The 19497-nt window shown below is 67.4% G+C and carries 20 protein-coding genes; 10 read left to right on the top strand and 10 right to left on the bottom strand.

Going from position 1 to position 19497, the window contains the following annotated elements; translation table 11 throughout:
- Positions 1–59 precede the first annotated feature (59 nt).
- From trpE to ACXI0D_RS13665, 5 genes are all read right to left on the bottom strand, one after another.
- Positions 60–1535, bottom strand: coding sequence for an anthranilate synthase component I (trpE, locus tag ACXI0D_RS13685; RefSeq protein ID WP_479642695.1), 1476 nt, complete (start codon positions 1533–1535; stop codon positions 60–62).
- 197 nt (positions 1536–1732) lie between these two features.
- Positions 1733–2686, bottom strand: coding sequence for a lipid kinase YegS (yegS, locus tag ACXI0D_RS13680; RefSeq protein WP_479642694.1), 954 nt, complete (start codon positions 2684–2686; stop codon positions 1733–1735).
- Positions 2687–2966: 280 nt separating this feature from the next.
- Positions 2967–3449 carry a GNAT family N-acetyltransferase gene (locus ACXI0D_RS13675; protein ID WP_049443914.1) on the bottom strand — a complete coding sequence of 161 codons (483 nt, stop codon included), beginning with the start codon at positions 3447–3449 and terminating at the stop codon, positions 2967–2969.
- Positions 3450–3507: 58 nt separating this feature from the next.
- The gene (gene rpe, locus ACXI0D_RS13670) at positions 3508–4182 is read right to left on the bottom strand and encodes a ribulose-phosphate 3-epimerase (RefSeq protein ID WP_032127160.1); all 675 of its coding nucleotides are present in this window, start codon (positions 4180–4182) and stop codon (positions 3508–3510) included.
- 57 nt (positions 4183–4239) lie between these two features.
- Complete coding sequence (locus tag ACXI0D_RS13665; RefSeq protein ID WP_458220659.1) at positions 4240–4569, bottom strand: J domain-containing protein; 330 nt, start codon at positions 4567–4569, stop codon at positions 4240–4242.
- Between the two features lie 144 nt (positions 4570–4713).
- On the opposite strand from ACXI0D_RS13665, the gene ACXI0D_RS13660 reads away from it, so the two are divergent.
- The 8 genes from ACXI0D_RS13660 to ACXI0D_RS13625 all read left to right on the top strand — a co-directional run bounded on the left by ACXI0D_RS13660 (position 4714) and on the right by ACXI0D_RS13625 (position 12601).
- On the top strand, positions 4714–5640 hold the full coding sequence (locus ACXI0D_RS13660) for a phosphoribosylaminoimidazolesuccinocarboxamide synthase (protein WP_014038746.1): 927 nt from the start codon (positions 4714–4716) through the stop codon (positions 5638–5640).
- Positions 5641–5856: 216 nt separating this feature from the next.
- Positions 5857–6342: an Mpo1 family 2-hydroxy fatty acid dioxygenase gene (locus tag ACXI0D_RS13655; protein ID WP_014038747.1), complete on the top strand. Its 486-nt coding sequence runs from the start codon at positions 5857–5859 to the stop codon at positions 6340–6342.
- 333 nt (positions 6343–6675) lie between these two features.
- Positions 6676–9507, top strand: coding sequence for a monovalent cation/H+ antiporter subunit A (locus ACXI0D_RS13650; RefSeq protein WP_049443920.1), 2832 nt, complete (start codon positions 6676–6678; stop codon positions 9505–9507).
- Positions 9507–9899 carry a Na+/H+ antiporter subunit C gene (locus tag ACXI0D_RS13645; protein ID WP_014038749.1) on the top strand — a complete coding sequence of 131 codons (393 nt, stop codon included), beginning with the start codon at positions 9507–9509 and terminating at the stop codon, positions 9897–9899. Before ACXI0D_RS13650 ends, ACXI0D_RS13645 begins: the two co-directional genes overlap by 1 nt.
- Positions 9896–11431: a monovalent cation/H+ antiporter subunit D gene (locus ACXI0D_RS13640; RefSeq protein ID WP_119006844.1), complete on the top strand. Its 1536-nt coding sequence runs from the start codon at positions 9896–9898 to the stop codon at positions 11429–11431. Before ACXI0D_RS13645 ends, ACXI0D_RS13640 begins: the two co-directional genes overlap by 4 nt.
- Entirely contained in the window at positions 11428–11934 is a 507-nt protein-coding gene (locus ACXI0D_RS13635; RefSeq protein ID WP_014038751.1) for a Na+/H+ antiporter subunit E, read from the top strand. Before ACXI0D_RS13640 ends, ACXI0D_RS13635 begins: the two co-directional genes overlap by 4 nt.
- Entirely contained in the window at positions 11931–12215 is a 285-nt protein-coding gene (locus tag ACXI0D_RS13630; RefSeq protein ID WP_006399171.1) for a K+/H+ antiporter subunit F, read from the top strand. Before ACXI0D_RS13635 ends, ACXI0D_RS13630 begins: the two co-directional genes overlap by 4 nt.
- Positions 12212–12601 (top strand): Na+/H+ antiporter subunit G, encoded by a 390-nt coding sequence (locus ACXI0D_RS13625; protein WP_049443927.1) that lies wholly within the window; start codon positions 12212–12214, stop codon positions 12599–12601. The genes ACXI0D_RS13630 and ACXI0D_RS13625 overlap by 4 nt, the downstream gene beginning before the upstream one ends.
- Before the next feature lie 87 nt (positions 12602–12688).
- On the opposite strand, the gene ACXI0D_RS13620 is transcribed toward ACXI0D_RS13625, so the two are convergent.
- The gene (locus ACXI0D_RS13620; RefSeq protein ID WP_479642693.1) at positions 12689–13654 is read right to left on the bottom strand and encodes a sodium:calcium antiporter; all 966 of its coding nucleotides are present in this window, start codon (positions 13652–13654) and stop codon (positions 12689–12691) included.
- A 73-nt stretch (positions 13655–13727) separates the two neighbouring features.
- On the bottom strand, positions 13728–14411 hold the full coding sequence (locus ACXI0D_RS13615; protein ID WP_458220658.1) for a hypothetical protein: 684 nt from the start codon (positions 14409–14411) through the stop codon (positions 13728–13730).
- 56 nt (positions 14412–14467) lie between these two features.
- Between ACXI0D_RS13615 and ACXI0D_RS13610 the strand changes: the two genes are divergently transcribed.
- Entirely contained in the window at positions 14468–15016 is a 549-nt protein-coding gene (locus ACXI0D_RS13610) for a hypothetical protein (protein WP_479642692.1), read from the top strand.
- Between the two features lie 83 nt (positions 15017–15099).
- Here the strand turns inward: ACXI0D_RS13610 and hmgA are convergent, their stop codons facing one another.
- Both hmgA and hppD read right to left on the bottom strand, forming a co-directional pair.
- Positions 15100–16398 carry a homogentisate 1,2-dioxygenase gene (gene hmgA, locus ACXI0D_RS13605; protein WP_479642691.1) on the bottom strand — a complete coding sequence of 433 codons (1299 nt, stop codon included), beginning with the start codon at positions 16396–16398 and terminating at the stop codon, positions 15100–15102.
- 103 nt (positions 16399–16501) lie between these two features.
- Complete coding sequence (gene hppD / locus ACXI0D_RS13600) at positions 16502–17614, bottom strand: 4-hydroxyphenylpyruvate dioxygenase (RefSeq protein ID WP_014038757.1); 1113 nt, start codon at positions 17612–17614, stop codon at positions 16502–16504.
- Between the two features lie 129 nt (positions 17615–17743).
- Here hppD and ACXI0D_RS13595 point away from each other — a divergent pair, with 129 nt between their 5' ends.
- The gene (locus ACXI0D_RS13595) at positions 17744–18238 is read left to right on the top strand and encodes a MarR family winged helix-turn-helix transcriptional regulator (RefSeq protein WP_042359011.1); all 495 of its coding nucleotides are present in this window, start codon (positions 17744–17746) and stop codon (positions 18236–18238) included.
- Positions 18239–18318: 80 nt separating this feature from the next.
- Here ACXI0D_RS13595 and ACXI0D_RS13590 read toward each other — a convergent pair whose 3' ends face one another.
- A complete protein-coding gene (locus tag ACXI0D_RS13590) occupies positions 18319–19458 on the bottom strand; it encodes a hypothetical protein (protein WP_049443940.1) in 1140 nt (379 codons plus the stop codon).
- Positions 19459–19497 lie beyond the last annotated feature (39 nt).

The following is a 19497-nucleotide window of genomic DNA, read 5'->3' as shown; positions in this document are numbered from 1 at the left end:
CCTTGTCTTGAATGGGAACAGCGGAGGGTGCCGCGGCGCAGGCCACGGCACGGGGAACTTCACAGACCCTTGGCGGCCTGGGCGACGGCGCGGAACAGCGCGCGGCCCTTGTTCATCGTCTCGTCCCATTCCTTGTCCGGGTCCGAGTCGTAGACGATGCCGGCGCCGGCCTGCACGTACAGGCGGCCATCCTTGATCACCGCAGTGCGGATCGCGATCGCGGTATCGGCATCGCCGTGCCAGCCGATGTAGCCGATGCTGCCGGCGTAGACATTGCGCTTGATCGGTTCCAGCTCGCGGATCACTTCCAGCGCGCGGATCTTCGGCGCGCCGCTGACGGTGCCGGCCGGGAACGTGGCACGCAGCACATCGGCATAGCTCAGGCCCGGCTGCAGCTGCCCGGTCACTTCGCTGACGATGTGCATGACGTGGCTGTAGCGTTCGATCACGAACTGCTCGCCCACTTCCACGGTGCCGGCCTTGGACACGCGACCGGCGTCGTTGCGGCCGAGGTCGATCAGCATCAGATGCTCGGCGCGCTCCTTCGGATCGGCCAGCAGCTCTGCTTCCAGCGCCAGGTCCTGCTCGACGGTGGCGCCGCGCGGGCGGGTGCCGGCGATCGGACGCACGGTGACTTCGCCATCCTGCAGGCGCACCAGGATTTCCGGCGAGGAACCGACCACCTGCAGGTCGCCGACATCGAGGAAATACATGTACGGCGAGGGATTCAACGCGCGCAGCGCGCGGTACACATCCACCGGGCGCGCCTTGAACGGCACGCTCAGGCGCTGGCTGAGCACCACCTGGAAGATGTCGCCGGCACGGATGTATTCCTTGCTGCGCTGGACCGCATCGACGAAGCCTTCGCGGGTGAACCCGGAAACGAAATCGGACTCGTCCAGCACGTCGCTGTTGAGCGGTGCCGGATAGCCGGTCCCCGGTGCGCGCAGCTTGGCGGTCAATGCATCCAGGCGTGCCTGGGCCTGCTCGAACGCCCCCTCGACACGCGGGTCGGCATGCACGATCAGGTACAGCCGGCCCTTGAGGTTGTCGAACACCGCCAGTTCGTTGGAGTCCAGCAGCAGGATGTCCGGCGTGCCCAGTTCATCGCGGCCGGCCGGCGGTGCCAGGCGCGGTTCGATGTAGCCGATGCACTCGAAACCGAACCAGCCGACCAGGCCGCCGGTGAAGCCCGGCAGGCCTTCCAGCTTGGGCACCGAGTGGGCGCTGCGCAGCGCCTCGACTTCGGCGAACGGGTCGGCCACCTCGCGGGTGTCCACCACCTGGCCGTCTTCGCGCACGGTCAGCGTGTGGCCATGGAAGGCGTACACGCGGCGCGCCGGCAGGCCGATGATCGAGTAACGACCAAAGCGCTCGCCGCCTTCGACGGATTCAAACAGGTAGGTATTGGGACCGTCGGCGAGCTTCAGATAGACCGAAAGCGGCGTGTCCAGGTCGGACAGCACTTCACGGACGACGGGAATATGGGTGTGGCCTTCAGCGGCCTGCAGCTGAAACTGAGCGTGCGAGTTCAAGACGACTTTCCTTCCGGGACACAGCGTTATGGGGGCGGACGACGGCAACGGGCCACCATCGCCACCAACGGCGTGCGGAAGAAAGGGTATGCGGGGTCGTCAGGCTGGACACCCCTTGACTGTATCGCAGCCGAGGCGGGAGGGGAACCCCGCCAAACTGAACCACGGCACGTCCGGGGCGGCCGCAGAGATCGGCGCTACGCCGGGGCGTTCGCAGCGGAGCCCCCACCCAGCAGCGGACAGCTGGCCGGCAGATGCATCCGCACCCTGCCCGGCACGCACGCGATGCGGAACTGGCGGGCCTGTACCGGTTCGCCGTCCAGGTTGAGCGTCAACGGGCGCTCGGATTCCACCTGCAGCCACGGCAACCGCGCGCGCGTGGCCAGCTGTTCGAGCGCCGCCTGGGTGCCGGACTTCAGCATCTGGCCGAGGGTGGCGGTGACCTCACCTTCCAGCTCAGGGAGCACGGTTACATCCAGCAGCCCATCGTCGATCAGTGCCTGCGGGCACAACTGCTGGCCACCGCCGGCCTGCCGGCCATTGCCGATGCCGAGCGCGATGAAGTCGCCTTCCCACGCGAAATCCGGACCCGACAGGCGTGCATGGATCGGCTCGATCCGCCCCAGCTTGGCGATGCCGGTGATCACATAGGCCAGCCCGCCCAGCATCTTCTTCAGGCCGGCATCGGTCTCCACCGTCACCTGCGTGCCGAAGCCACCGCTTGCGAGATTGGCGCACCACCAGGGCGTGCCATCGGCGTCCACGCGCAGCAGATCGATGGCATGCGGCGTGGACTGTCCGATCAATGCAAAGGCCGCCTTCGGCTCGGACGGAATACCCGCAGCCGTGGCGAAATCGTTGGCGGTTCCCATCGGGATCAGCGCCAGCGAGGGCAACGCATCCGCCGCTTCCTCACGGTGCGCCAGGGTTTCGGCCACCGCACTGAGCGTGCCGTCGCCACCGGCGGCAACGATCACGTCCACGCCGTGATCGATGGCCTCGGCCACGTAGCGCTCGGCATCACCGTCCTCCCAGGTCACCCGCACGTCCAGCTGCACGCCCTGCCCGCGCCAATGGCCGACAGCCTCGCGCAGTTCCTCGTTGCCTGCGGATTTGCCATTGAGGATCAGGCGCCAGCGCGGTGCGGTCATGCGGAGCTTCCAGGAGGGGGCGGCACAGGCTAGCAATGCGCTGTTTGTCCGCAGTGAATGTCACGCAGGTGTCATTCAGCTGCTGGAGAATGGAAGGCCATAGCAGGGACGACGGATGGAGGCAGGATCAGCCTCCCACGCATGCAGCGAGGCCACGCCAGTGATTGGCGTGGCTTTTTTTTGGGGTGGGCTGGGAGTGCGAACCAAGGTTCGCACCCACCGGGTTGCGGTTCGCACCCACCCGGTTGGTAGATCCACGCCATGCGTGGATGCACTCGCCTCAGCCGTTGGCGAAATCGTGCAGCGCCTGGCCCTGCAACCGGTACACGGTCCACTCGTCCTGCGGCGTGGCGCCAGCGGCGGTGTAGAACTCGATGGCCGGGGTATTCCAGTCCAGCACCGACCATTCGAAACGACCGCAGCCTTCGGCCACGGCCTGGCGTGCGATGTACTTCAGCAGCGCCTTGCCGGCGCCCACACCACGCTTTTCCTGGCTGACATACAGGTCTTCCAGGTAGATGCCCTTGCGGCCCAGCCAGGTCGAGTAGTTGTAGAAATACACCGCGTAGCCGATCGCTTCGCCGTCGGCTTCGCAGATCAGCGCGCGCGCCGTGGCATCGGCACCGAACAGGCTTTCGGCGATGCCGATCTCGTCGGTCTGCACCGAATGCTCGGCCTTCTCGTAGATGGCCAGCTCGCGGATGAAATGCAGGATCAGGCCCGCATCGGCGACGGTGGCCGGGCGGATATTCAACAGAGCCATGGGCGAAAAAGCGGACGGAGGGGACCAAGCGAGCTTAATCCCCTCCGCCCCCTTTTTGTCAGCGTGCCGCGGCGACGTTGGCGCGCATCTGCGCGATCACGTCCTGGTAGCTGGTCTTGGCGTTGAAGATGGCCGAACCGGCGACGAAGGTGTCGGCGCCGGCGGCGGCGATCTCGCCGATGTTGTCGGCCTTCACGCCGCCGTCGATCTCCAGGCGGATGTCCTTGCCGCTGGCATCGATCATCTTGCGCACCACGCGCAGCTTGTCCAGCGCCGAGGGAATGAAGGCCTGGCCGCCGAAGCCCGGGTTGACCGACATCAGCAGCACCAGGTCCAGGTCATCCAGCACCCAGTCGAGGATGTCCACCGGGGTGGCCGGATTGAGCACGATGCCCGGCTTGCAGCCCAGCGAGCGGATCAGCTGGATGGTGCGGTGCACGTGGCGGCTCGCTTCCGGGTGGAAGCTGATGTAGGTGGCACCGGCTTCGGCGAAGTCCGGGATGATGCGGTCCACCGGCTCGACCATCAGGTGCACGTCGATCGGCGCGGTGACGCCGTGCTTGCGCAGCGCCTGGCAGACCATCGGGCCGATGGTCAGGTTCGGCACATAGTGGTTGTCCATCACGTCGAAGTGGACCCAGTCCGCGCCGGCGGCGAGGACGTTGTCGACTTCCTCGCCGAGGCGGGCGAAGTTGGCGGACAGGATGGACGGGGCGATGAGGCAGTTGGACATGGCCGGGGCCTTCGGAACGGGGAAAAGGTTCTCCCGCCCGCAGGCGGGACTCTGGAATCAGCGCTTGCGCAGGGTCTTGATGCGGTCGTAGGCGGCATTGATCCGCCGCGACTTCTGCTCGGCCTGCTGCTGCAGCTCGGGGGCGGCGCCGCCAAGCTTGTCGGGGTGGTACTGCGAGATCAGCTTGCGGTAGGCGCGCTCGACCTCGGCATCGGTGGCCTCGGAGGTCAGCCCTAGCTCCCGGTACGGGTTCTCCTTGTTCAGGCGGAACCAGTCCGAGTCGAAGGCGTGGCCGATCAACAGGCCGACCATCGCGCCAAACAGCGGATTGGGCCGGAACAGCAGGGCGCCGGCGATGAATCCGAGCAGTTTTCCGTACCAGCGCATGGCGCTCCGGGGTCGACCGACGAAATGGACGCTCATTTTACGTCACAGCGGGCCCGGACCGCTTTACACTAGGCCGCCCGCTGGTCAGCGGGCCCGCCGGGTCCGTTGGGCAGCAGCCGTATCGACAACGCCCCAGGAGTGCCCGTGCCAACCACGCTGTTGCAATCCGATCTCCCCGGCCTGCCCTTGCGCCATCGCGGCAAGGTGCGTGATGTGTTCGATATCCCGCGCGAGCGGCTGCCAGCCGGAACCCCGCCGGGCGAGTACCTGCTGATGGTGGCCACCGATCGCCTGTCGGCGTTCGACGTGGTCCTGCCCGACCCGATTCCGGGCAAGGGCGAGATGCTCTGCCAGGTCTCCAACTTCTGGTTCGCCAAGACCGCGCACCTGATGCCCAACCACCTGACCGGCATCGACGTGGCCAGCGTTCTGCCCGAAGGCGTGGACCCGGCCCTGTACGCCAAGCGCGCGGTGGTCACCCGCAAGCTGAAGCCGGTGCCGGTGGAAGCGATCGCCCGCGGCTACCTGATCGGCAGCGGCTGGAAGGACTACCAGCGCACCGGCAAGGTCAGCGGCATCGACCTGCCCGATGGCCTGCGCCAGGCCGAGCAGCTGCCGGAGCCGATCTTCACCCCCTCGACCAAGGCCGCCGTCGGCGACCATGACGAGAACATCGATTTCGATGCGATGGTGAAGCAGGTCGGTGCGGACCTGGCCGAGCGCGTGCGCGACGCCACACTGCGCATCTACAAGTTCGCCGCCGATTACGCCCGCGAGCGCGGCATCATCCTGGCCGATACCAAGTTCGAATTCGGTACCGATGCCGATGGCCGCCTGTACATCATGGACGAGATGCTGACGCCGGATTCCTCGCGTTACTGGCCGGCCGACGAGTACGAAGTGGGCACCAGCCCGCCGAGCTACGACAAGCAGTTCGTGCGTGATTACCTGGAGACGCTGGACTGGGGCAAGACCGCCCCGGGCCCGAGCATCCCGGCCGAGATCATCGAGCGCACCCGCGCCAAGTACGCCGAGGCACTGCAGCGCCTGGCCGGGATCAGCGTCGACTGATCCGCCTGCGCCCCCCGGCCGGAAAGGCGGGGGGCGTTCTGAATGCGGTAGTGCCGGCCGCTGGCCGGCAACTCCGCAAGCCTGCCGCCAGGCATGGCCTGGCTCTACTACAGGTTGCCTGGGGGGTAGTGCCGGCCGCTGGCCGGCAATCTCGCGAACCTGCAGCCAGGCATGGCCTGGCTCTACTGACGGCTCCGGCGGGAGTATGCTGGCCGCATGCAGACATCCACCGAGCTTGCGCGGCCGATCGACCGCTATTTCGCCAGCTACTCCGACGACCACCGCAATGTGATCAACCAGCGCATCCACGTGGTGGCGGTCCCGGCGATCCTGTGGTCGGTGGTGGCCCTGCTGTGGTGCCTGCCGCCGCTGATCACCTGGTTCCAGTACGGCATCTGGTCGGCGTTCGCGATGTTCAGCGCCTGGTGCTTCTACAACAAACTGTCGCGCCCGCTGGGCATCGGCATGCTCATCCAGTTCTTCGTGTTCGGCTGCCTGTGCCGGCTGCTGGAGGCCGAGATCGGCATCCAAGCCCTGCGCTGGCTGGCGGTGGGCGTGTTCGTGGTGGCCTGGATCGCGCAGTTCATCGGCCACAAGTTCGAGGGCCGCAAGCCCAGCTTCCTGACCGACCTGACCTATCTGCTGATCGGACCGGCCTGGGTGATGGCCAAGTTCTACCGCAAGCTCGACTGGCGCTACTGACCTGGCGGCGGCCGACAGCGGCCGTCGTTTCCTGAACGGGCGGATTCCGTCACCCGTAGTCCACGGGAGCCCTGCCAGCCTGCGCCGGTGATCCGCTCCCCATCGCCCGCCCGTCGACGGCAGCCCCTGTGCGACAGGGCCTGCGGTCTCCCTGCGTGGGCGTAGGGTGTCCCCCGAGGGCAACCAGGGAAGTGATGCAGGAACGTGATGTTGCGCCGCAGAAAAAATGAATCAGCGAACGTTACATGCAATTGATCGCTGTTCGATGGGTTTCGGCGACATTTCGCAGCCTGTTATCCTCCCTGACCTGCTCGTGAATCATGGATTCCCTGCATGCTCCCCAGCCTGCCCCTGCTGCTGGCCCTGCCGTTCCTGATGGCAGCGGCTGTTGCGGCCTTCCCCCGTAGTTCGCGCTCGACTGCTGCCTGGCTGGCGGCGCTGGCGCCGTTGGGCGGGCTGGCCATCCTCGGCTGGCTGACCCCGTCAGTGCTCGATGGCCAGGTGGTCCGCACCCTGGTGCCCTGGCTGCCGCAGATCGGCCTGGACTTCACCCTGCGCCTGGACGGCCTGGCCTGGATGTTCGCCGGGCTGGTGCTCGGCATCGGCGCGCTGGTGGTGCTGTATGCGCGCTACTACCTGAGCCAGCAGGACAACGCGCACCGCTTCTACTGCTACCTGCTGCTGTTCATGGGCGCCATGCTGGGCATGGTGCTGTCGGGCAACCTGCTGTTGCTGATGATCTTCTGGGAAATGACCAGCATCAGCTCGTTCCTGCTGATCGGCTTCTGGTCGCACCGCCAGGACGCCCGCGAAGGCGCGCGCATGGCGCTGGTGATCACCGGCGGCGGTGGCCTGGCCCTGCTCGGTGGCGTGCTGCTGATCGGCCGCATCGTCGGCAGCTTCGACCTGGACGTGGTGCTGGCCGCCGGCGAGCAGATCCGCGCCAGCGCGCTGTACCCCTACGCCCTGTTCCTGGTGCTGGCCGGCATCTTCACCAAGAGCGCGCAGTTCCCGTTCCACTTCTGGCTGCCGCACGCGATGGCGGCGCCGACCCCGGTCTCGGCCTACCTGCACTCGGCCACCATGGTGAAGGCCGGCGTGTTCCTGCTGGCGCGCCTGCATCCGGCACTGGCCGGCAGCGACCTGTTCTTCTACACGGTCAGCGGCATCGGCGCGCTGACCCTGCTGATCGGTGCCTGGAACGCGATCTTCCAGCACGACCTGAAAGGCCTGCTGGCGTACTCGACCATTTCCCACCTGGGCCTGATCACCCTGCTGTTCGGCCTGTCCACGCCGATGGCAGTCGTGGCCGGCGTGTTCCACATCCTCAACCACGCCACCTTCAAGGCCTCGCTGTTCATGGCCGCCGGCATCATCGACCACGAGACCGGCACCCGTGACATGCGCAAGCTGGGAGGCCTGCGCAGGCTGATGCCGTTCACCAGCGCGCTGGCGATCATCGCCTCGCTGGCGATGGCCGGCATCCCGTTGCTCAACGGTTTCCTGTCCAAGGAAATGCTGTTCGCCGAAGCGCTGACCGCCGGCGGCGGCCCAGGCGCGATGCGCACGGCCGTATCGATCGCGGCGCTGCTGGCCGGTGTGTTCGGCGTGGCCTACAGCCTCCGCTTCGTGCACGACACCTTCTTCGGCCCCGGCCCGCACGACCTCGACCGCGTGCCGCATGAGCCGCCGCGCTGGATGAAGGTGCCGGTGGAACTGCTGGTGGTGATCTGCATTGCGGTGGGCGTGGCCCCGGCGCTGACCGTGGCGCCGGTGCTGCATGCCGCCGCGGCCTCGATCCTCGGCAATGCCATGCCCGAGTACAGCCTGGCGGTATGGCACGGCTTCAACCTGCCGCTGGCGATGAGCGCGATCGGCGTGGTCGGCGGCGTGGCGCTGTACTTCGGCCTGCGCAAGCTGATCAACCTGCACGGCGTGGAAACCCGCACCACCGGCCGCAACGTGTTCCATGCGCAGCTGGATGCGATCTCCGCGCTCGCCATGCGCCTGACCAACGGCATCGCCAATGGCAGCCTGCAGCGCATGCTGCTGGGCCTGGTGCTGGTGGCGATCGTGGTCGCCGCCGCGCCGTTCGTGGCCAACCCGGCCTCGCCGAACTGGACCGCACCGCAGCCGATTCCGCTGCTGGGCTGGGCACTGTGGCTGGTGATGATGGCCTGCGCGGTCGCCACCCTGCGCGTCTACAAGCAGCGCCTGCTGGCGGTGCTGCTGGTCGGTGGCGTCGGCCTGATGGTGGCGCTGACCTTCGTGTTCCTGTCCGCGCCAGACCTGGCCCTGACCCAGCTGCTGGTGGAGATGGTGACCCTGGTACTGATGCTGCTGGGCATGAACTACCTGCCTGCGCAGTCCGGGCCGGAGCGGCCGCGCTGGCGCAAGCGCCGTGACGCAGTGATCGCGATCATCGCCGGTGCCGGACTTGGCGCCTTGGCCTATTCCGCGATGACCCTGCCGCCGAACACGATGGCCGGCGAGCTGCTGGGCCGGGCGCTGCCCGAGGCCTATGGCCAGAACGTGGTCAACGTGATCCTGGTCGACTTCCGCGGCTTCGATACCTTCGGCGAGATCACCGTGTTCGGCATTGCCGCGCTGGTGGTGCACGCACTGCTGCGACGCACGCGGATGGCACCGGAGCAGATCATGCCCGGCCCGCCGATCAAGCTGCCGGTGCCGGCCGACCTGGCGCAGATCATGTTCCCGCTGACCCTGACCGTGTCGATCTTCCTGTTCCTGCGCGGCCACAACGCGCCAGGTGGTGGCTTCATTGCCGGCCTGGTGCTGGCGGTGCCGCTGCTGATCCAGTACGTGATCCAGGGCACCGCATCGGTGGAATCGCGCTTCGGCTTCGACTACATCCGCTGCATCGGCATGGGCCTGCTGATCGCCATCCTCAGCGGCAGCGCTTCGATGCTGTTCGGCGTGCCGTTCCTGACCAGCGGCCACCTCGACCTGCACCTGCCGCTGATCGGCGACGTGCCGCTGGCCAGCGCGATCGGCTTCGATATCGGCGTGTATCTGGTGGTGTTCGGTGGCGCGATGCTGATGCTGTCGATGATGGCCACCGTGAAACCCTCTCGTACCCGCACCGCGCGCAAGGGCGAGATCGACCTGCAACGCCGCTCGGCACGCACCGGGGAGATGCACTGATGGAACTGGCCCTGGCCTCCGCGATCGGCGTGCTGACCGCCATCGGCGTTTACCTGCTGCTGCGTGCGCGCAGCTTCGACGTGATCCTCGGCATGACCTTCCTGTCCTATGCGACCAACCTGCTGATCTTCGCCGGTGGCCGCGTGGTGCTGGGCAAGGCGCCGGTGCTGCAGGAGGGCGTGGACAGCCACCTCGGCAACTACACCGATCCGCTGCCGCAGGCGCTGGTGCTGACCGCGATCGTGATCGCCTTCGCGATGACCGCCGTGAGCATCGTGCTGGCCATGCGCAGCCGCAGCGACAACCACAGCGACCACGTGGACGCCCACGAGCCGGATGACGACCTGCAGGATGAGGGTGTGCCGCCGCGCCAGGGCGAGGACCGCGCATGAACCACCTGGTGATCCTGCCGATCCTGATTCCGCTGCTGGGTGCTGCGCTGTCGCTGTTCGTCGAACACCGCCGCTATGGCCCCAGGGTGCAGCGCGCGGTGGCCTGGACCTCGCTGTCGGCGCTGGCGCTGGCGGTGGGCCTGCTGTTCGCCACCACCGCCAGCGGTGACATCAACGTCTACCTGCTGGGCGACTGGCCGTCGCGGCTGGGCATCGCGCTGGTGGCCGACCGGCTGTCGGCATGGATGCTGCTGACCACCCTGCTGCTGGCCATTCCCTGCCTGCTGCATGCCTGCTCGGGCTGGGACCGGCGCGCACCGCACTTCCATGCCCTGTTCCAGTTCCAGCTGGTCGGCCTCAACGGTGCGTTCCTGACCGGCGACATTTTCAACCTGTTCGTGTTCTTCGAGGTGATGCTGATCGCCTCCTACGGCCTGCTGCTCAGTGGCGGCCGCGGCCTGCGCATGCGCATCGGCCTGCATTACGTGGTGTTCAACGTCACCGCCTCGACCCTGTTCCTGATCGCGCTGGGCCTGCTGTACGCCTCGCTGGGTTCGCTGAACATGGCCGAGCTCTCGCAGCGCATCGCCGAGGTGCCGCCGGCGCAGCTGACCCTGGTGAAGGCGACGATGGGCCTGTTGCTGCTGGTGTTCTGCGCAAAGGCCGCGCTGATGCCGCTGTACCTGTGGCTGCCGGAAGCCTATTCGCGTGCACCGGCGGCCGTGGCCGCGCTGTTCGCGATCATGACCAAGGTCGGCCTGTATTCGGTGCTGCGCATCCAGATGCTGTGGTTCGGCGACGACGCCGGCGCGATGGCCGGCTACGGCCGCGACTGGCTGCTGTGGGCCGGTGTGGCCACGCTGGTGCTGGGTGGCCTCGGCGCCCTGGCCGCGACCCGCCTGCGCGTGCTGATCTCGTACCTGGTGATCGTGTCGGCGGCCACGCTGTTCATCGCCTTCTCGGTGGGCACGCCAAAGGTGCTCTCGGCCGGCCTGTACTACCTGCCGCACAGCAGCTTCGTCGCCGCCGCGCTGTTCCTGATTGCCGACCTGATCCGCCGCCGCCGCGGTGGCGCCAGCGACCGCAAGGAAGTGGTGGCACCGATGCCGGGCAAGGAAACGCCGGCGGTGCTGTTCCTGATCGGCGCGGTGTCGGTGGCTGGCCTGCCGCCGCTGTCCGGCTTCCTGGCCAAGACCGCGCTGCTGGCCGGCATGCCGGCGCAGTACACCGGACCGGTGTGGACCGCGGTGCTGGTCAGCAGCCTGCTGGTGATCATGGGCCTGACCCGCGGCGGCATCCGCCTGTTCTGGCGCGTGCCGCCGGTCGAGGCCGATGCACCGAAGCCGCGCAAGGCACGCCTGCGAAGGGTCGAGCTGTACGCCGCCTGCATCCTGCTGGCCTACGGCATCGGCATGACCCTGGCCGCCGCGCCGCTGATGCGCTACACCGACGCCACCGCTGCACAGCTGCTGCAACCCAGCGAGTACGTGCAGCAGCTGCGCGCGACCGCACCGGAGATCCGCCAGCCATGACCGCCCAGCGCTCCCTGTTCCGTCGCCTGATTCCCTCGCCGATGCTCAGCATCATGGTGGTGGCGTTCTGGCTGCTGATGTCCGACAGCTTCACCCTCGGCCAGATCGTGCTGGGCCTGCTGCTGGGCGTGGTGGTGCCGCTCTTCGCCGCACGCCTGGACCGCGAGTTCGCCCGCATCGGCACGCTGCGCCCGTTGCCGAAACTGCTGTGCGTGACCCTGTGGGACATCCTGATGTCCAACATCCGCGTGGCGATCCAGGTACTGGGCCCGGAGAAGAACATCCACCCGGGTTTCATCTGGTTGCCGCTGGACATCGCCAACATCCACGGCATCGCCGCGCTGACCAGCATGATCACCCTGACCCCGGGCACGGTCTCGGCCGCGCTCAGCGACGACCGCAAGTTCCTGCTGGTGCACGTGCTGCACCTGGAGGACCCACAGGACCTGATCGATACGATCAAGCGCCGCTACGAGGCGCCGTTGATGGAGATCTTCCCATGACTGGATTCCAGATCATCCAGACCACGCTGGTGGTGTGCATGCACGTGGTCGGCCTGGCCATGCTGCTGGCCACCTGGCGCCTGCTGCGCGGGCCGACCGTGCCCGACCGCATCCTCGCACTGGACACCCTGTCGGTGACCGCCATCGCCGAGCTGATGCTGTTCGGCATGTACCTCAACTCCGCGATCTACTTCGAAGCCGCACTGGTCATCGCCATGCTCGGCTTCGGCAGCACCGTGGTGCTGAGCAAGTTCGTGCTGCGCCGGGATATCGTCGAATGATCACCGCGATCCAGATCGGCCTGTCGATCCTGCTGCTGTTCGGCTGCTTCTTCATCCTGGTCGGCGCACTCGGGCTGGTGAAGCTGTCCACCTTCTTCAAGCGCCTGCATGCACCGACCAAGGCCAGCACGCTGGGCGTGGGCTGCGTGCTGGTGTGTTCGGTGTGCTACCACATCTTCCTCGGCCAGGACCCGCAGCCGCGCGAGCTGCTGATCACCGTGTTCCTGTTCATCACCGCGCCGATCAGCGCCCACATGATGGCCAAGGCCGCGCTGTCACTGCTGATGGAAACCCGCCCCAGCCTGCCGGGCAACGAACCGGCCGCCGAAGAGCAGCTGCCGCCGCCGGAACCGGTGCGGGAAGAAGAGCACGCGCAGAATCGGTAGTGCCGGCCGCTGGCCGGCAGGGTGACACCCGGCGGGTGCCGACCGTTGGTCGGCACGAAATCAACCGCATCCACGCAGAGCGTGGATCTACAACGCCGGTGCGCCCACCAGCAGCAGTTCCAGCACGAACCAGCCGACGAAGGCGACCAGCAGGATTCCGCCTTCTCCTCGGCTTATCTTCAGGTCGCCACGCAGCATCGGGTACAACACCAGCGCGAACGCCAGCAGCGCCGGCAGTTCCAGGCGCACGAACGAGGCCGGCAGCGCCAACGGCTGCAGCATCGCCATCGCACCGATCACCAGCAGCAGGTTGACCACGCTGGAGCCCAGCACGTGGCCCAGCACCATGTCGCCGTGACCGCGACGCGCGGCGGCGATGGCCGTCGCGACCTCGGGCAATGCGGTGCCGATCGCCACCGGCAGCAGGCCGACCAGCAGCGGCGTCCAGCCCAACGCGGTACCGAAGTCCGCTGCGGCCCCCACCACCAGGCGCGCACCCCAGTACAGGGTCAGCGCGGCGATCAGCACCCGCAGCACGTTCAACGGCAGGCTGGTACGGCTCAGCGCGGATTCGGCGATGGCCGCCTGCACCTCGGCGCTCTCGAAACGGCCGCGGCGAAGCAGCAGTACCTGCACGACGATGAAGCCCGCCACCAGCACGCCGCCTTCCCAGCGCGCCAGGCGACCATCCAGCCCGAACAGGATCAGCAGCACGCCGGCCGCCAGCAGCGACCACCACAGCACCGTCTGCAGGCGCGCGCGCAGCAGCAGGGGCGCGGCAATCGCCGCCAGCGCCAGGGTCAAGCCCAGGTTGACGATGCTGCTGCCGACGGCATTGCCCAGTGCCAGCTCCGGTTGGCCGACCGCCAGCGCGCGCGCGTTGACCGCCAGTTCCGGCAACGAGGTGGTCACCCCGAGCAGCAGCAGTCCGGCAGTGAACGGGCTGGCCCCGAAGCGCTGGGCCAGGCCGGACACGGCCTTGACGATGGAGTCCCCGCCCAGCGCCAGCAACAGCAGGCCGAGCAGGAACCAGGCAATGGCAATGGCGATCATCGAGCACTCCCCCAGCGGTCGTGGCGCGATTCTACGCTGGCCCCGCGCGCATGGCTGGGCCGTGGATCAAGGATCAGCCACAGCCTTCCACATAATCGACCTGCGGGGTCTGCCCGACGCGCCAGGCATTGACCCGACCATCGGCACCGAGCGCGAAGTCGATCACCGCCCCACCCTCCTGCACCGGACGCACGCGCAGGTGCTGGGCCTTCTCGTCGTACTTGTCAGGGCCGACGTCACCGCGCTCGGGGTACAGCACCTGCAGCTCGCCCAGGGTCATGCCGACCTTGCCGCCGCCCGGTGCGGCGATGGCGGCGCTGCGCACGTCGTAGCGCACCAGCTTGCGGCCTTCGATCATCAGGCGGGGGTCTTCGGCATCCTGCGGGCGCAGGAAATAACAGCCGTCGTTACCGTCGTCAGCCGGCAACGGCTTGCCACTGGCGTCGGTGCCCAGACCCTGCAGCGGTGTGCCAAAACCACTGCGGACCTCTGCGATGCCAGCGCCCAGCGTTGCGCCAGCGAATCCATCCAGGCGCGCCGGGCCCTGCGCGGCGGCCGGGGCCATCGGTGCAGGCGTGGCTGCGGCGCCCGTACTGGGGCCAGCGATGGTCGGCGACGGGGCCTCGGCACTGCGGTTGCAGGCGGTGAGCGACAGCAGCAAAAGACCGGCAATCGGAAGGTGCTTCATCGGTGCGGTTCCCTGGCACGAAAGTAGCTGCACGCTAGCGCAGCACGCGTGCAGATGCTGCATTGTCATCGCGGTTTCATCGCCCTCGTTCAGGCTCGGCGTGCACCGACTTGGCTGTCCCTTCCATGCAACCGCGCAAGACCGATCTCGCCCGAACCGCGCTGCAGGCCCACCGCGCGCCGCTGGACATGCGCCAGCGCCGGTTGCTGATCCTGTGCGACGGCCAGCGCAGCATTGCCGACCTGACCAGCCTGCTCGGCCAGGACGCGCCGGCCATGGTCATCCAGCTGGTGCAGGCCGGCTACCTGAGCACCGGTACCGCCGCCGCGGCCCCACCGCCGTCGCCGGCACCCGCGGCAGCGCCGGTTCCGCCCACACCACCAGCCGCAGCACCTGCGGCAACTCCGCCCACCGCAGTGGAGCGCCGCCGCTCGCTGGTAGCTGCGCGCATCTACGTGCTGGGCATCCTGGAAATGCAGCGCCATCCGCAGGCGGCGGCGCTGTTCCGCGACCTGCAGCAGGCACGCGCCGAAGGTGAAGTACTGCAGGTGCTGCACTCGGCGATGCAGATGCTGCCCGGGCTGACCTCGGAGGGCTATTGCCAGCGCGTGCGCCAACGCCTGCTGGAAGCGCTGCCGCTGGAGCATTGCGACGCGTTCGCGGAGGCCGCCTGAAGAAAAGGGGACGGAGGGGATTAAGTCGCAATCAGCACACGTGTGCTGATTGCGACTTAATCCCCTCCGTCCCCTTTTTCGGGTCAGCGGAAGTTGTTGCGCAGGCCGTTCCAGCACTGCTGGTAATCGCCCTGGCGATGGCCGGCCGCCAATGCCTGCGCGGTCGGACGGATCACCGCGCGGGTCTCGAACATGAAGGCCATCGTGTCCTTGATCACGTCCGCCTTGGACAGGTCCGCATTGGACGCCTTGTCGAAGGTGGGCGCGTCCGGGCCGTGACCGCTCATGCAGTTGTGCAGCGATGCGCCACCCGGCACGAAGCCCTCTGCCTTGGCGTCATACGCACCATGCACCAGGCCCATGAACTCGCTGGCAATGTTGCGGTGGAACCACGGCGGGCGGAACGTGTTCTGCGCCACCAGCCAGCGCGGCGGGAAGATCGCGAAGTCCATGTTGCTGGTGCCGGGCGTGTCGCTGGGCGAATGCAGCACCAGGAAGATCGACGGGTCCGGATGGTCGTAGCTGATCGAACCGATGGTGTTGAAGCGGCGCAGGTCGTAGCGGTACGGCGCGTAATTGCCGTGCCAGGCCACCACGTCCAGCGGCGAATGGTCGATCGGCGCACGCCACAGGCGGCCCTCGAACTTGGCGATCAGTTCGAAATCGCCATCGACATCCTCGAACGCCGCATGCGGGGTCTCGAAGTCGCGCGGGTTGGCCAGGCCGTTGGAGCCGATCGGGCCGAGGTCAGGCAGCTTCAGCAGCGCGCCGTAGTTCTCGCAGATGTAGCCGCGGCTCGGGCCGTCAGGCAGTTCCACCCGGAAGCGCACGCCACGCGGGATCACCGCGATCTGCTGCGGCTCGATCTCGATCACGCCCAGCTCGGTCAGCAGGCGCAGCGCGCCCAGTTGCGGCACGATCAGCAGCTCGCCATCGGCGTTGTAGAAGTAGCGGCCGACCATGTCGCGGTTGGCCGCGTACAGGTGGATGCCCACGCCGGCATGCGCATCGGGCGAGCCGTTGCCACCCATGGTGTACAGGCCTTCGACGAAGTCGGTCGGCAGCTCCGGCAACGGCAGCGGGCTCCAGCGCAGCTGGTTCGGCGAGGCCGGCTGTGCGCCGAAATCACACTGCAGCTGCGACTGCGCGAACGGGGTGAACTCGCCGTGGGTGACCGCCGGGCGGATCCGGTACAACCAACTGCGGCGATTGCTGCCACGCGGCGCGGTGAAGGCGGTGCCGGTCAACTGTTCGGCGTACAGGCCGTGGGCCACCTTCTGCGGCGAGTTCTGCCCGACCGGCAGTGCACCGGCCACGGCCTCGGTGGCGAATTCGTTGCCGAAACCGGACTGGTAGCCGCGGGCGGTGAGGGCGGTGGACATGAGGGCTCCTGGGTACGGCGGGACCGGAACGGAAAGCAGCCGAGCATGGCTCGGCTCTACAGATGAGCAGGCGCCGGGCTTGACCCGGCGCTACCGTTGAACGTTACAGCACGCCGCGGCGGATCTGGTCGCGCTCGATGCTTTCGAACAGCGCGGTGAAGTTGCCTTCGCCGAAGCCTTCGTTGCCCTTGCGCTGGATGATCTCGAAGAAGATCGGGCCGATGCAGTTCTGGGTGAAGATCTGCAGCAGCTTGCGCTGGTGGGTTTCCGGATCGGCATCGATCAGGATCTTGTTCTTCGCCAGGCGCGCCACGTCTTCACCGTGGTTCGGCACGCGCTGGTCGATCACGTCGAAGTAGGTCTCCGGCGTGTCGAGGAAGTCCACGCCCTGCGCGCGCATCGCTTCGACGGTCTCGTAGATGTTCTCGGTGAAGCAGGCGATGTGCTGGATGCCCTCGCCCTTGTACGCGTCCAGGTACTCGTTGATCTGGCTCTTCGGGTCGGACGATTCGTTCAGCGGGATGCGCACGATGCCGTCCGGCGCGGTCATCGCCTTGGACACCAGGCCGGTCTTCAGGCCCTTGATGTCGAAGTAGCGGATCTCGCGGAAGTTGAACAGACGCTCGTAGTAGTCCGACCACTGCTGCATGTTGCCGAAGTACAGGTTGTGGGTCAGGTGGTCGATGAAGGTCAGGCCGAAGCCCACCGGGTGCAGGTCGGCGCCGGCGATCGGCTCGTAGTCGCCGTCGAAGATGCTGCCGGCGCTGCCGTAGCGGTCGACCAGGTACAGCATGCAATCGCCGATGCCCTTGATGACCGGCGCGCTGACCGCCTTGCTGTCCGGCTTGAAGGCGATGGCTTCGGCGCCGTTGCCCAGCGCGGTCTGGTAGACCTCCGCGCCCGGCTTCTTGAAGCGGATGGCGAAGCCGCAGGCGCACGGGCCGTGCTTTTCGGCGAAGTCCGAGGCGAACGAATCCGGGTCTTCATTGACCAGGAAGTTGACGTCGCCCTGGCGATAGACGGTAATCGGACGCTGCTTGTGCTTGAGCACCGCGCTGAAGCCCATCTTCCGGAAGTACTCGTGCAGCTCCTGGCCACGGCCGGCCGGGGCGGCGAATTCGACGAACTCGAAGCCGTCGATGCCCATCGGGTTCTCGAAGGTGGTGACCTGCATGCCGGGGTTGGGATGCGAGGCGGTCGGGACTGCGGTATTCATGGCGTGGCTCCGAATCGGTACCGCATCGGTACAAACCAGGTGCGGGCAGGTAGGGACCCGGCGAGAATGCAGGGTCTGGACCCACCCCTTATAGTTACACTTGAAACCACCAGCAAGGTGCACCGCAACATGAGCCCCGCCGATCCCGTTTCGACCCGCCTGCGTGCCTCGCACGTCCTGCTCGACCTGGAACAGTTCCTGCCGTACCGGCTGAGCGTGCTGTCCAACCGGGTCAGCGGCAACATCGCCAAGCTATACGGCGATCGTTACGGTCTGGCGATCCCCGAGTGGCGGGTGATCACCATCCTGGCGCTGTACCCGGGCTCGTCGGCCAGCGAGGTCTCCGACCGCACGGCGATGGACAAGGTGGCGGTCAGCCGTGCCGTGGCCCGCCTGCTGGAGCGCGGCTTCATCAAGCGCGAGACCCACGGCGACGACCGCCGCCGCTCGGTGCTGGCGCTGTCGGCGGCGGGTTTCGAGGTGTACGAGACCATCGCGCCGATGGTGATCGAGATCACCCGCAAGCTGATGTCGGTGCTGAGCGACGAGGAAGAGCAGGTGCTGGAGAAGCTGATCCTGCGCCTGGCCGGCGAAGGCCTGGAGCGGATGGGCGAAGGGGTCTGAAAGAAAAAGGGGACGGAGGGGATTAAGTCGCAATCGGCGCATGTGTGCCTGATACGACTTAATCCCCTCCGTCCCTTTTTTCAGCTCAGGTGCTTGCGCCGTGCATGGATCCACGGCACGGCCAGCGCGGCGATGGCACCGCCGGCGAAGCCGAGCGAGGCCGCGACGGTGGCGGCTTCGACTGCCCCCGGCAGCGCCAGCGCGGCCGCTACGAGCAGCAGCGACGGCAGGCCGACGAAGGTGCCCAGGAAGAAGTGCCAGCGCGGTGACCAGGTGTTGAGCTGCAGCAGGCTGACCGGTTGCCAGGCATCCGACGCGGCATCTTCGGCGATCTTCGCCACGACCTTGCCCAGGTCCACTTCCGGCAGCGCGCGTCCGAGGCGAGCAGTCGCCAGCAGCTCCGCAACCGCCTCCACCGGCGGGAAACTGGACGGCCACGCGACGGGAGCCGGCACGCCGTAGGCGGTCAGCAGCGGTACGCTCAGCCACGGCGCCACCAGCGGGCGCATGCGGCGGCGACCGTGCACGCACCAGATCTGCGGCTGGCCGTGCGCAGTGACGCTGTACAGCGCCAGTTCGTTGGCCGGCGGATAGCCGAGCATGGTCACCCGCGCGGCCAGGCTGTCCTGGCCCATCGCACGCAGGAAGCCCGGGCGGCTGCGCCCTTCCTGCATCCACGCCAGGCCAAGTGCACCCACCAGGTAGGCTTCTGCCACGTCCTTGCTGCCGGCAGTGGCGCGTTCGTCACTGGCCAGATACCACGCGAGTGATTTAGGTTCGGAGACATCCTCCAGGCCCCAGCGGCTGTCGTCACCGAGCACGTGGCGTACCGGCAGCCGCGCCGGTGCGGTCTCACCCCGCTCGCCCGGCTGCAGGAACGGCAGCACGCCCTGGATGAAGATGGACAGATCGATGGCACGCACGCCGTGGCCCTGCCATTCCGGCGGCAGCAACCCGGCCAGCTGGCCTTCGGCAGCCAATGCATCGAGCCTCGATTTCTGCTCGACCAGCTTCTGCACCGCGCCCTTCAGCACCACGTTGTCGGGCAGCGCGATCTGCGGCAGCCGGTGACGCGGCGGTGCCAGTTCAACGGTGTCCTCGCCGGTACCGGCGTCATCCAGCAATGCCTCCTGCGGCGGCAGGGTCACGCCCTCGCCTGCCCCACCCTCGGCCAGGTCGCTGGCAGGTTCGGGCAATCGTTCGGCGTGGTCGCTGTGCATGGGCGTTCCGGTAGGTTGCGTCGACGGGGCGTCGACTGA

It is taken from the genome of Stenotrophomonas sp. C9D9, assembly GCF_056491205.1.
The sequence above is the reverse complement of the archived record's forward strand: the minus strand, read 5'-3'. Positions and strand labels throughout refer to the sequence as shown.